At 36.4% G+C, this 12,689-nt stretch carries 11 protein-coding genes and 1 pseudogene; 1 reads left to right on the top strand and 11 read right to left on the bottom strand.

The features are described 5' to 3' along the window. Positions 1-48: 48 nt before the first annotated feature. From F6K23_RS14095 to sat, 5 genes and pseudogenes are all read right to left on the bottom strand, one after another. Positions 49-2,466 carry a caspase family protein gene (locus F6K23_RS14095; RefSeq protein WP_293156287.1) on the bottom strand — a complete coding sequence of 806 codons (2,418 nt, stop codon included), beginning with the start codon at positions 2,464-2,466 and terminating at the stop codon, positions 49-51. A gap of 312 nt (positions 2,467-2,778) precedes the next feature. After that, positions 2,779-3,168: pseudogene (locus tag F6K23_RS14090) on the bottom strand (IS200/IS605 family accessory protein TnpB-related protein); the annotation flags it as partial. A 51-nt stretch (positions 3,169-3,219) separates the two neighbouring features. Then, positions 3,220-3,525: a transposase gene (locus F6K23_RS14085; protein WP_293156284.1), complete on the bottom strand. Its 306-nt coding sequence runs from the start codon at positions 3,523-3,525 to the stop codon at positions 3,220-3,222. 3 nt (positions 3,526-3,528) lie between these two features. Next, positions 3,529-3,939 (bottom strand): transposase, encoded by a 411-nt coding sequence (locus F6K23_RS14080; RefSeq protein WP_293156281.1) that lies wholly within the window; start codon positions 3,937-3,939, stop codon positions 3,529-3,531. Positions 3,940-4,187: 248 nt separating this feature from the next. Further along, positions 4,188-5,360, bottom strand: a complete 1,173-nt coding sequence (sat, locus tag F6K23_RS14075) for a sulfate adenylyltransferase (RefSeq protein ID WP_293156278.1) — start codon at positions 5,358-5,360, stop codon at positions 4,188-4,190. A gap of 834 nt (positions 5,361-6,194) precedes the next feature. Here sat and F6K23_RS14070 point away from each other — a divergent pair. After that, the gene (locus F6K23_RS14070) at positions 6,195-6,536 is read left to right on the top strand and encodes a hypothetical protein (protein ID WP_293156275.1); all 342 of its coding nucleotides are present in this window, start codon (positions 6,195-6,197) and stop codon (positions 6,534-6,536) included. Between the two features lie 409 nt (positions 6,537-6,945). On the opposite strand, the gene F6K23_RS14065 is transcribed toward F6K23_RS14070, so the two are convergent. The 6 genes from F6K23_RS14065 to F6K23_RS14040 all read right to left on the bottom strand — a co-directional run bounded on the left by F6K23_RS14065 (position 6,946) and on the right by F6K23_RS14040 (position 11,884). After that, complete coding sequence (locus tag F6K23_RS14065; RefSeq protein ID WP_293156273.1) at positions 6,946-7,146, bottom strand: hypothetical protein; 201 nt, start codon at positions 7,144-7,146, stop codon at positions 6,946-6,948. A gap of 138 nt (positions 7,147-7,284) precedes the next feature. Further along, entirely contained in the window at positions 7,285-8,190 is a 906-nt protein-coding gene (truB, locus tag F6K23_RS14060) for a tRNA pseudouridine(55) synthase TruB (RefSeq protein ID WP_293156270.1), read from the bottom strand. 950 nt (positions 8,191-9,140) lie between these two features. Then, entirely contained in the window at positions 9,141-9,410 is a 270-nt protein-coding gene (locus tag F6K23_RS14055; RefSeq protein ID WP_293156267.1) for a hypothetical protein, read from the bottom strand. Positions 9,411-9,604: 194 nt separating this feature from the next. After that, complete coding sequence (locus F6K23_RS14050) at positions 9,605-10,696, bottom strand: hypothetical protein (RefSeq protein ID WP_293156264.1); 1,092 nt, start codon at positions 10,694-10,696, stop codon at positions 9,605-9,607. Between the two features lie 81 nt (positions 10,697-10,777). Next, positions 10,778-10,930, bottom strand: a complete 153-nt coding sequence (locus tag F6K23_RS14045; protein ID WP_293156261.1) for a hypothetical protein — start codon at positions 10,928-10,930, stop codon at positions 10,778-10,780. Between the two features lie 87 nt (positions 10,931-11,017). Beyond that, on the bottom strand, positions 11,018-11,884 hold the full coding sequence (locus F6K23_RS14040) for a calcium-binding protein (RefSeq protein WP_293156258.1): 867 nt from the start codon (positions 11,882-11,884) through the stop codon (positions 11,018-11,020). Positions 11,885-12,689 lie beyond the last annotated feature (805 nt).

The raw sequence follows: 12,689 nt of genomic DNA, 5'->3' as shown, positions 1-12,689 counted from the left end.
GCTACTCAAGCCCCTATGTCTGAAATTGTCCGATCAAAAGTATTTTTTTCAAACGATCCTATACAAAAAGCTCAGAGTTGCCCAACGATTAATATCTAGAGCATAATCATCAGTTGATAACCCACTTGATTTAACAGCTGATTGACTAGCACTTTGTAAGTCTCGTAATACTGCTTGTGCTACATTCAAAGGATTTAATACTTCTTGAATTAGTCCATCGTCTCTAGCTTGACGTACCTCTCCATTAAGAGCTGCTATTGTTTCCTTGAATGGTTGATGGCTAAAGATAATTAGGTTTTCTGCCAATCCTTCAGGACCGATTAACTTCCACCCGAAAGATTCTGTATCTTTGGGAGAATTACTAACCACAGGAGGCATATTTACACTATCTTCTGGAGAAATAACTAACCCGGTTTGTGAAGACTCGTTATTATTGAGAGGTTGATTAGATACAGTGGGATCGAGAACAAGAATACGCCCACTACTGTCTAAACTGAACAACATTAAATAGACTGGGCGATCGCCGTCATTATATAATCGACATTGAATTCGACTACCAACTGGTAATGTGAGTAATCCATCAGAAACTCCAAAACTACCTACACCTTCTATGTTTGTTTGAAATTTCGCCTCATTACTTACCCCTAAAGTTTCCCTACGCATAACTATCTTTGCTTCTGGAGTAATAGTAGCGAAATCAGCTCTGACTTTCATTTGAGTCGAAGCTTCATTGCTCGTTAAGCGTAGTATTTTAGCTGCCAGTAAAGTTTTTAATTGGGAACTTAACCTTTGTACTGCTACTTTTACTGCTTCTCCTCCTTCTCCTCCTTCTCCTACACTATTGGGTATAAGCACCTGACCTAGAGAAAATAAAGCATAACGACCTTGGTACATTGAAGGTAGAGGAGCAGAGAGACTTTGAGCAATAGTTGTTTCCCGTACTCGACTAAATACATAATCTGCTGCTTGGGTATTATTTACTACTGTAACTTGTGATTCTGCGGAGAATCCACTAGTAGCATCTACCCGCTCAATTCTTGACAGTTCTGGAGCCAGAGCAATACTCAATTCATTAGATTTTGGCAAAATGCGAATTTTTTCTCGCACCATTTCTCCAGCCAAAAGTTGAGAATTAGGAGAAGATTTTTGTGTTTTGCTGTTTGCATTTTCTCCATTTTCAAACTGCTGTTTTTCCTGCTCTGATAACTTTTGTGAGGTATTAGTTTCAATAATTATAGAAGCTTTAGCTTTTAAACCAGTCCGACTGCGAATTTGTAATTTAAATTGGTAGTTGTTTGAGTTTAAATTTGAAGAAGGTACAGTTGTAAATAGGGAATTAGATGTAATTGCATCAAGAACATTAATTGGCAATCCTCCTAACCAAAGGCTTGCTATTTTGCCGTTATCTTCTACTGAAGTGACTACACCACTAGCAGGGGGTGATAGGGGGGTCAAGAGATTTTGATAACGCGTAGCTGGAGTTATAGTAGCTTCTGGCGTAAATTGAGCTATACTTTGTTTTGTTCCTTCTTTGAGTTCCGGTTGCTGATAAGTTCCAGCTAGTTGTTCGACGAAGCTAGTGCTTTGTGCAAAACTAATTTGTAGTTTGGTTGCAGGGGTTGTATGCCATAAATTTTGGGTAAGAGCATAAGTGAATAAACCCGAGCTAAAACCATTCCAGTCAGTTTCGGTAGCAAATTGGTTATCTCGACTAGCATTAAGGATCAGTGCTGGTAGTTGGTTTTGATTAATTGGCTGTCCTTTTGCCAAATTTTGATCATCCCGTAGCTGTGTTTGCATTGCTTTCTCTTTGATATTAATTTGTTCCGTGGTCGAACTAGGTCGAGAACGAACTCTTAGAGCACCTTGCAAACTTTTACCAGGATATACATAGCTAGTGTCTAGTACCGTCACTACTTTTGTCGTATCAAGCGATCGCGCTAATAACCATAGAGTTTCTTCTAGTACGTCATTTATTGCTCTACCTTCTTTGTTAGGAGGTATACCATCTATTGGCACTAGAGTGTTTTGAAACGTTAATTTTGAGGAACTGGACTCATTTTGTTCACTTTCATCTATCATTTTGCTGACACGACTACCATAACCACTAAAGTGAAAGAGAACTAGATCGTCGGGTTTAGCTTGATTAGTTAGATGACTAATAAAAGCTGTTTCTATATTTTCTCTAGTTGCTTGTTTATTTGTGAGAGTGAGAATATCAGTAGGTAAAAAACCAAACTTATGAACTAGCAATTCCTGTTGCATCTCCACATCTGTAACACACCCAGATAGAGCTGCATCCGGATATTCGTTAATACCTATGAGAAGTGCTAATTTACGTCCAGTAGTTTGAGCTAAGGCAGTTGAATAACGACTTTGGAGTCGCCACCACCATGCTTCACTTATTCCCAATGCTCCTAGGGCCAAGCTAGCCCTTTGCAGAAATTCACGCCGCTTTAATCCCATGCTTTTTCCTTAAACTCCTCACCTGAACTGAGTCAATCAGGACTTTTTATAACAACATTATTAGTTTTTTACATAATTGAAGCATTCTGCAGTTAACCGATAGGGGTGATCGTAGCCAACTTTAAACACTTGCGAGTTTAGTTTACTACATCTTTCAGGTCAGCTCTTAACCAGCCATCAAGTTAATGTAAATTTAATATAGATAACTTGACCGCTCAACTAAACTTACTTAAACTTAATCAAAAGCCTGAAACCTTAGTTGAACGCAAGTGGCTCGACCACCACGGGGTTAAACGGCAAACCCTTTATTCCTTAGTCCAAGACATCAGGAATTACTTTTTTAATTATATTCAATGACCCATTGACATCTGCATTTAATAATTTATTTTCCCTGGTTTTATACAGTCCTCTTGTTACTCTTTTTCCACTAAATTTCGGTTTTTGTTCTCCATATTTCGGTAAATCATCCCCATCTAAACAGCTCGATTGAGATGTATAGGATTCTTCGGTAATTATTACTTTTATTCCTCTTAGTTGGGCTTTATACGTTAACATCTCTATTAACTTATAATGAGGGATATTCACAAATTGTTGATTGTTCTTTTTCCCTAACTTTATTTCTTGTTTCCAATTTTGATTCTGCCCAATGATTAAGATGCCTATTTCATGGTTTACACACCAATCTATTACTCTTTTACTTGCTGTATGGAGATAGTTTCCTCCTCGACAATTTCGTTTGTGAGTTAATTTTTTTTACCGATGAGAACTACTTTTATTGTGGCTATTTAATTGATATTGTAAACAAGAGCGCTGTTTATTATAAAAGGTATTAATTGCTTTTAATGGTCTGCCTTTAATCAATAGAGGTGCAATTCCTGTTTGATTTGTAGTTAGAGCTATTAAGTTATTTACCCCTAAATCTACTCCTGCTATTTGTTGATTTTCTGTTGTTTCCTCCGCTTTTTCATATACTATTTCTATTATGTAACAGCTACTTTTGGGGATAATTCTGGCTTCTATTCTTTCTGTCTGTGAAGTGGGGATTTTTATTTCACTCATCGATCAGTGACAAATCCCTTTTTTTAAGGCTTTTTGATAAATTGATTCATCTATATAGGGCAGAATATTTCGGCCTTTTATCTTATGTTTGTATTTGGGGACTTTTGGTTTACCTAAAAATTTATTTGGCTGTTTTTTCCACTCTCTTAAAGCTGAAAAATAACTACTCCAAGCTGAATCTAATCTCCTGATTATTTGCTTACTTACTTTGGTAGGTAAAGCTTGATAATCGTCGCTTTTAGATACCTTGTACAGATGTTGATTAAAATTTAATTTCTTTTGATAGGAAAAGAAATGTTGGCGATAATGGTAATTGGCTAAATTGAACAGATTTTTCGACAAAAAAGCCTTGTGGTCAATTTCTAACCACAAATAATGCGATTTGGTAATAACATGACGTTCAACTAGCTTCATATCTTATATTGTAGCTGATAACGACTCAATGGATAGACAACTGAACAAACTCACTCATTTTAGTTTGATAGCTATAGTTATGAGTAAGTTTGATTAACTTTAGATAAATTTTCTCCTTCTGTATTTACCCCAATTCTAAGGGGCGGTTGAAAAGCTTACTTTTTGTATAGCTTTTTCAACCCACCTCCAAATTCTGGTACAATTATGCCTCATCATTAAGGAGTGTACCAGAAAAATTTCTGCTAATATCAGCTAGATGCTTTCATTGCCTTAGCCAACTCTTTTGCCACCTCTGGTCGTGAAAATTCTGGTGGTGGTAACTCACCCCGACGTAACATTTCTCGTACTTTTGTTCCTGATAGATGAATTCGTTCTTCTGGCAAGCTTGGACTTGTTTTACTTGTGGCCATACCTTTAGTACGAGTACAGTAGAAAGCGTGTTCAAACTTCATTGGCACAATATCTAACTCTCCGGGTTCAAACTCATCAAAGATATATTGAGCATCATAAGTACCGTAATAATCTCCTACCCCGGCATGATCTCGACCAACGATGAAATGGGTACAACCATAGTTTTTCCGCACTAAAGCATGAAAAATTGCTTCCCTTGGGCCAGCATAACGCATAGCTGAGGGATTAATGGCCATAATTACTCGGTTTTGAGGAAAGTATTTCTCAAACATAATCTCGTAGCAACGCATCCGGACATCAGCAGGAATATCATCGGATTTTGTCGCACCTACTAAAGGATGTAGAAATAAACCATCTACTACTTCTAAAGCACACTTTTGAATATATTCATGGGCACGGTGGATGGGGTTACGAGTTTGGAAACCTACTACTGTTTTCCAATCTCTTTCTAGAAATAGTTTTCTAGACTCGGCTGGATCGATTTGATATTTGGGAAATAATGGGTGAGGATGACGTTCTAATAACCACACTGGACCTGCTAAGTTAATAGGGCCAGCATCATAGAGAACTTTTACTCCTGGATGTTTGATTTCATCTGTGCGATAAACATTAATTGCTTCATGGGCTTTATTGTAGCGAAACTTTTGAGTTAATTCTAAAACTCCTACAAATTCTCCATCGGGAGAATCAAGACGCACCCAACTTCCTTCTTTGATTGAATCTGCTACTTCTTCTGAGACTGGTAGAGTGACTGGTATACTCCAAGGTAGCCCATTTTGAAGACGCATATCAGTAACTACAGTTTCATAGTCTGCCGCTTCCATAAAGCCATTTAGAGGACTAAAACCTCCTATAGCTATCATCACTAAGTCTGAAAGTGCTCGTTTATCTAGTTTTACTTGTGGTAAGCTTTCAGCTTTTTCCATGAACTCTTGTCGTTCTGCTGGTGTGGCAATCCGATTAATCAGATGGCCACCGTGTGCTGGTATACCATTGGGATGCTGACTCAAAGCAATTCCTCTCTTTGTTAACTACAGTAGTTGATCAAAATTAGGTTTTCTCATCTCGATCTTACATCTTTGAGGCACTTCTATCTTCAAATTTAGTTATTAGAAGTTGACTGAGGTTCAGGTAACTATCAAAGATGCTTTCTTTTTTCTAACTTCTTTAGTTGTAATTATATGACCGGACTTAATCAAAATTATATCTAAGGCCCAGGGTGGTAAAAAAATTGTGTCGCTATCTATATAAAAACTCTAAATATTTATAAATCACAATTTACTAATATAGCATTTCTATTTAATTAAGCTGTGAGAATATTTTTGAGGAATAAAGCAACTGGGAATTAAATTAGGAATATTTGTTTGATCGTTACAGTCATAAAATCTTACTACATTCGTAAAAAAATCTAAATTAATTATAGATAATCAAGTCTGACATTATTATCAGTGTTTTCTTTTCTCTAATTTTCAGAGATTTTCCACACAATCTAATATAGATATAAAAAAAGTAAAAATCAGATAATGTAAAGTTATGTAAAGAAAATGTTGTCTTGAATGTAAATAATTTGACAAAAACTGGTTTGACAAATTAGTATTATCTAAATAAGAAGTTGATAAAACCACAAAATTTAACTAGAGAAACTATTAGCAATCTTTGATAATGAGTGCTAAAAATACGCCATTATATTTTGAGGACAAATTAAAGAATAAAGTCAAGGTTTTGCATCTGATTAATAATTAATTAGAGGTCAAAAAATTAGCACTCACCTTGAAAGACTGCTAACTTGAATGTATCTCAAATATAGTTATAATATCAAAAATAATTAGAGAGGAAACACAGAAATGCAGTATACTTTTGAACTTTTAGGTATTTCTCCAATCTTACATTTTTTTAATCACCAACAAAAACTGCAAGTAGAAAAAAACTTAACTGTAGAATATCTCGGAAACCATGAATGTTCTCTAGATGTGTTTATAAAATCTGTAGAAAATGTTTCTACTAATCGTGGTTGGAGAGTAGATAAAGTTGTCGAAACAGTGATTAATTTTTGGATGAATAACGCTGATAGTATTCAGTATTGGAATTCTCGCTTAAAAGATGCTGGGGAGGAAAACCTTTTAGTGGCAAGAGTGGGAGATATTAAATCTTTAAGGCAATCCTTTGAATTATTATTGAATAATTAGGTGGTATTGATGTGGGTCTGGAGATATTTCATTCGCCAATGTAATGTCTACATAAAGACGGGCAATAAAAGTAATATTTTCAGACTTTTTATCTGAAAAATTGAAATTGGGAATTTTCTTAATTCAGATAAGTTAGCAATATTGTATAAGTTAGGTAAACTCGTGATATTTCTAATATAATGTCCGGATAAGAGTGTGACAAAAAAAACTTTCTACACTTTAAAACTTCCTCTTCTTCCCTGCTGAGAGAATCACTTTGATGAGCGTAGTTATGACGATTGGAGATTTTTTTTATGTCCAATCAAATGATTTATATCATGTCCGGTAGCATCGGTATTGTAAGCGTGAAGGTAAGGAAGAAGTGAAGAGAGAGGAAGGTTTTAGTTATCTAGGAGAGAGGGAGGAAGGCTTAAAAGCTTGAAACAAGGTAAATTTCCTGTAGATATTCATCCTTGGTTTTACACAAACGATAAAGTGCGGACATGATATTATGCAAGAGGTCTAATTTAAAAAAAATTGGATAGTCCTGCATGGTAATGGTAGGATACACATTCTTTAATTTCTCCCACACTCCCACACTCTCCATCTCCCCATCTCCCCATCCCCCCACACTCCTTTACCATTACTATGCACCACCACCAAAAATTGATATAGCAGTCGAAGGAAAGGGTGCGGACATATTAAAAACTTAAAACTCAGACAAAGCTAGATTTTTCCTTCTTCCTTCTTGCTTCCTCCTTCTTCCTTCTTATTCACAAATAACAACTTGAGGTGCTAATAATAAATTTTCCTCGGATTTGATTAACTGCCCAATACCCAGAAAGACACCTTCAATATTATATACTCGTAAAGGATTTTCAGTTTTTTCGTCTTCTATTTCCCATTTTTTTTGATAAGGTAAACGTTGACCTTGACACCATCTTTTGGCATCCTCAACAACTAAAACTATTGTTTGTAAATGTGCCAATGCTACCTCCGGTGATAAGAGACTAAAAGTTTTTTGTTGCAGTTGAGTTTCCATATCCTCAAAAGTCAGACTATCTTTCAAACAAAAGCCACTACTTTCTGTTCGAGTTAAAGTAGCTAAAGTTCCCCCAGTATTTAAAACTGCACCTAGATCGCGAGCGATCGCCCGAATATAAGTTCCAGTACCACAAGCGATCGCTAAATCCAGCTCAGGAAAATCTCCACTCCGCCATTCCAGAACTTCTAAACTAGAAACTTCTACAACCCGAGTAGGAATTTCAACAGTTTTTCCCTGACGAGCTAAATCATAAAGTCGCTTTCCTTCCACCTGTATTGCACTGTAACTAGGAGGAACTTGTTCAATTTTTCCTAAGAAATTTGGCAGCACCGCTTCTATATTAGACAATGTTAACTGTGGCGCTAGTGTAGATTTAACAATTTCTCCCTCTAAATCATCAGTGGTCGTAATTACACCAAATTTGACTGTGCCACAATAAGCTTTTTCTGAGCGTAGAAACTGTAATAATCTAGTTGCTTTTCCCACGGCAATAGGTAAGACACCAGTAGCAGTAGGATCGAGAGTTCCTCCATGGCCAACACGCTTGAGACGTAGTAACTTTCTTACTTTTGCTACACAGTCATGGGAAGTCATGCCAGATGGTTTGTTGAGATTGAGAAAGCCTTGCATTATATTGTTATTCCACCCATAATTTTTCGTTATTCTTTGGTCTGATATCATGTCTGGTTGAATACTTATAAATCAAACGACGGAGGAGTCAGGAGTCAGGAGTCAGGAGGGAAGAAAGAAGACGAGGAAAAGGAGAAAGTTTTTTGATCACTAATTATCCGAACATAATATAATACTAGTTCCGCTACGCAGAAGTTAAAAGTCAATCATTTTTGATTTGTAATTGTTTTAGGATTTTGGGCATTAGTGAAAAGAGCTATGATATCATGTCCGGATAAGAGTGAGATAGAACTCCGTTCCGTACTCCCCGTTAACGTGCGTTGTGCGCCAGTAAACAAAAAACTTTCTCCTTCTATTCCTTATTTCTTCTTCTTTCTTCCCTTTTGATATCAAATCCGTTTTATTGGACATAAAAAAAATCTCCAATCGTCATAACTACGCTCATCTTTGCAATTCTCTCTTCTCCTGAATCGGTCCGACTGACTTCCCCTCCAGGGAGGGGCGCGCGGGTGGGTTGATTCCTCCTGACTTAACCATTCTATAACTGTTTAACAGGATTTGATATGACTCGGTTCTTCCCCTCCTGGGAGCTACCGGTGGGTTGACTCCTAAGTAATTAAGATTAATATCATACCCGCGCTTTACCAACGCCGGATTTTGTAATACCAATTTTATAAATATTGGCTACAAATAAATAGGTTATTTCTTAGGAGTCAGGAGTCAGGAGTCAGGAGTCGTATGGGAATAGCTTTAATACCATTTATTAGGTCGGAATTTATATTTTCAATCCAGTAGACATCTCCTATCAAGTCTTTTAATTGCCCTTATTATTTGTAACATTCTTTTTTAAAATTGGTATAACTGGTCACCTTCTTGAAAACTAGACAAAGCTAGACATTTGCCATCGGTGACTGCAAATGATTTCGTGGCTCACCCGTTTCAATGTGTACTTACACAGAAAGTTGATGTTCCGCCCACAAACTATGGGTTAGGATACCCTCAAGGGCTTTCCTCCATTGAAAAAGTTGAGTCCTCCGAATACGATGTAGTTTAATAAAACTAGCAACTCGCCTCCAATGACTCCAATCATGTTTGTTGACATCCTCTGGTCTCAACAAACATTTGGGGATTTTTTCTGATAATTTTAAGGCTCTACGGCCAATTACTAAAGCTGCAGCAGTGCCACTATTCAGGCCATATTTAGCCATGTAATTAATCATTCCTATCACCAAGCGTAAAAGCAGGGTTGACTTTTATTAATTCAACTCCAAATCTTCTACAACGTGACTCTAAAGTTTCTCTAAATATTCCCGTAGCTAGGTTAGAAAGCATCTCATTATAAACTTTACTTTCCTCGCTCCGAGCAATGGATTTTTTCTTGGTAAAATCTAAGGATTCAATGGCAATAGCGCACTCAAAAAAATCTGCTAAGAGCGACAATCTCAGCGACAATATTCCTCATAGTTGCTTGTCGTTGCCCTGTAGTTTGATTTTTCCATTGATAAGGTAGCTCTTCTAGATATTCAATATTACCATCCCATTTAACATAAGTAACTGAAATTGAGTCGGCATTAAAATCAATACCAAGACAACCATTTTTTCTAGTATGAACTACTGGAATTTCTTGTACATAAGTAGAAAGATGTATATACCAATTGTCTTGTTTGTGTTCCCGACGAAAAATAGAAATTGTGATTGGTTTTAAACTATTTAGGGCATAGTCTAAATCTGTTGTTCTATATCGACCACTCCTATCTGAAACAGAAAATTCTAACTTGATTTTCTGACCATATTTATCCTCTAATGCTCTCGGTAATTGAATTTCTAGTTGATATAACCCATACTCTTGTAAAGGGAAAACTTTGAGCATAGTTCCACCGCCTGGCTGAGATTTTCCTACACAGAAAAACCTACCTGAGCGTTTTTTTCTCCAATCAACACTCCATTCTTCTTGGGTTTTATATCCGTTTTCTGCTAAATTATGTTGAGCCTTAAATAATTTCTGTGAGCCAAAACAAATATGTAAACGTTCTGTGTTTTTTAATTGCTTTAATTTTCGTTTCAGGCACTTTATTTTCTGAATTTTACTCTTTAAACCTAGCAATTGATGAAAAAATTTATTTCGGGCTTGTAGATGCGGAAAACCTTTTTTTGTTGCTAATTTTAATGTTTTTTCTAGTTTAGTGATGAGTTTTTGGGCAGCAGTTATTTTAGCTTTAATTTGTAGTTCTAGTTTAGTAATATTATTAGTTTTAGCTGTTTTTAATTGGCTTAAGCATGTTCGTGCTTCAGTGGCGATTGAATCAGCCCATGCCCATTGGATGTTAAACTGCTTCATTAGTCGCTTTTCTACAACAGAATCTGACAATTTCTCAGTTTGCATCCAGTTGACAGCAGACCGTTTCCAGGATTCATATAATGCTCCCAGTTCCTCAAAAACAGGATGATATTCAATTTTTGCTTCTATGCCTCTCAAGGAACCGTGAGACTTGCCCATTGCTAACATTGAATTACTTTTATCAAAGTTAGCATGGTCTGTCTAGGAATGTCAACAATATTTGTTATAGTATAGTAGCGGTGATTTAACCTATACGCGTTTAGTTTTTAACTTTTCACACTTATCCCAACGCTGTAAAGTTTTGACGCTAACTCCTAATCTTTCTGCAAATTCGTGTGGTTTAATATCTAGACATTTTGTACATATTTGTCTAGGATAGTCTATATTTTTGTCCTTTAGCAAACATCAGTTATTTCCGCCATCCTGCACTAGATAATAATCCCCAAAAATAATGATATACTTCATTCAGACTTCAGTTAAAATTTGCTCTTAGATAATAGTTAAGTTAAGATCGCCTTCTACGACATTCAGCACTATTGCCAGATAATCTTCTTCATCATCCCTCAACCTAATAGCTACACCGTTTTCTCCACCCACAACTGTTGTCTCAAATTCTATGTCACTACGCTCCAAACCATTAATTAATCCAATTTGATCGTCTTCTTCAGAATTGTAGTCTGTAATAATATCTGCATTTGATGGACTGATACCACCTGTGTTTTCACTAATAGCAAATAAATCTTCTCCTGTTCCTCCAGTTAAAGTATCAGAGTCGCGATCGCCGACTAGAGTATCATCACCTTCACCTCCATCTAGAGAATCATCTTCTTTACCTCCCAAGAGGCTATCATCTTCTAAACCACCAAAAAGACAGTCATTGCCTTTATTACCATAGAGTATATCTTCATTTTCTTCACCAAATAGAGAGTCATTATTCCTACCACCCCACAATGTGTCGCTACCATCACCGCCTAGAATAGAATCCTGTTGTTGACCACCGAGCAGGGAATCATTACCCTCTCCTCCGAGCAGAGTATCATTATCTCCCTCTCCAAAAATTCTATCTCCTCCGCCTCTACCTTCTATAGAATCTCGACCTCCGATTCCCATAATGAGGTCTGCTCCTGCTGTACCATTGATACTTTCATCCTCTTCTGTGCCGAGAATTTCATTGAATTGATTTCCAGAACTCCCACTTCCATTGGTGTTTGTGCCATTACCACTCCCATCGCCATTACTACCTCCATTGGTATCGTTACCCCCTCCTGGCATTGATTCATCAATAATCGAAGGCCTAAAAAAACTAAACAGATCGATTACACCGTTAAAAAGGTCTTCTTCTGTTGCCGTGACCATAAAACTTTACCGAATAACTTCTTTGTGAATTATATTTATATTTATAGTAATAGTATAGATAGGTTAGGACATCAAGTGATACAGTATCCGGATAATTAGTTATCGTATCATTCAGGAGTCAGTCCTCAGGAGTCAGGAGTAAAGGAGTGAGAAAGTCAGGATGAGAGTGGGAAAAATCTTGGGATATTCAGGCATTTTATGTCTGTATTTAATGGAAGTAGAAAGTGCGATAACTGTATAACCGGATTTCATATGATAATGATTTTTAGACAGGGAAATGTTTTTCCTACTGTTTCTAGAGCGAGTGTTCCTTACTATACATAATCTGTTAATTATATTTTTATTCGCCTGTGCAGTAATAGTTAATAGGGATAATATTTGACAAATACACTATTCAAAATAATGGCGTTGCACAGTGACGAATGATTTTAGATTTTTGATTGAATTGGATTTTGGATTAATCAATTGCTAAAATAATTAATATTAGGTTTTTTTTAGTCAAAGTTTAAACTAATTTTTGGCAATATTATTCCATAATCTGCAACCCTAAAAGAATTGCTTGGTTATTTTTGTCAGAGCCTAATAAATCTGGTCATAATTAAAGTTATTTTTTCAAGAGGCTATTGGGGTACTGTCAGATTGGCGAGATTTACTAGTCAGGAGTCGTGATTTTGAATTCCTATGGATCTAAGACCTTCAGCAAATAAATCATCATATTTGCTGGTCTTAAGTTTGATTGCCCACTAAATTTATTCTTACTCCTGTCTTGTGTCTTCTGATGCCTTCTAGTTTATACCAAATCCGA

It is taken from the genome of Okeania sp. SIO2C9 (assembly GCF_010672455.1).
Classification (GTDB): Bacteria; Cyanobacteriota; Cyanobacteriia; order Cyanobacteriales; family Microcoleaceae; genus Okeania.
The sequence above is the reverse complement of the archived record's forward strand: the minus strand, read 5'-3'. Positions and strand labels throughout refer to the sequence as shown.

Excerpts from the sequence above, each read along its gene's own strand:
- F6K23_RS14095 (WP_293156287.1), bottom strand. The coding sequence starts at position 2,466 with ATGGGATTAAAGCGGCGTGAATTTCTGCAAAGGGCTAGCTTGGCCCTA.
- F6K23_RS14085 (WP_293156284.1), bottom strand. The coding sequence starts at position 3,525 with ATGAGTGAAATAAAAATCCCCACTTCACAGACAGAAAGAATAGAAGCC.
- F6K23_RS14080 (WP_293156281.1), bottom strand. The coding sequence starts at position 3,939 with ATGAAGCTAGTTGAACGTCATGTTATTACCAAATCGCATTATTTGTGG.
- F6K23_RS14070 (WP_293156275.1), top strand. The coding sequence starts at position 6,195 with ATGCAGTATACTTTTGAACTTTTAGGTATTTCTCCAATCTTACATTTT.
- truB (WP_293156270.1), bottom strand. The coding sequence starts at position 8,190 with ATGCAAGGCTTTCTCAATCTCAACAAACCATCTGGCATGACTTCCCAT.
- F6K23_RS14055 (WP_293156267.1), bottom strand. The coding sequence starts at position 9,410 with ATGATTAATTACATGGCTAAATATGGCCTGAATAGTGGCACTGCTGCA.
- F6K23_RS14050 (WP_293156264.1), bottom strand. The coding sequence starts at position 10,696 with ATGTTAGCAATGGGCAAGTCTCACGGTTCCTTGAGAGGCATAGAAGCA.
- F6K23_RS14040 (WP_293156258.1), bottom strand. The coding sequence starts at position 11,884 with ATGGTCACGGCAACAGAAGAAGACCTTTTTAACGGTGTAATCGATCTG.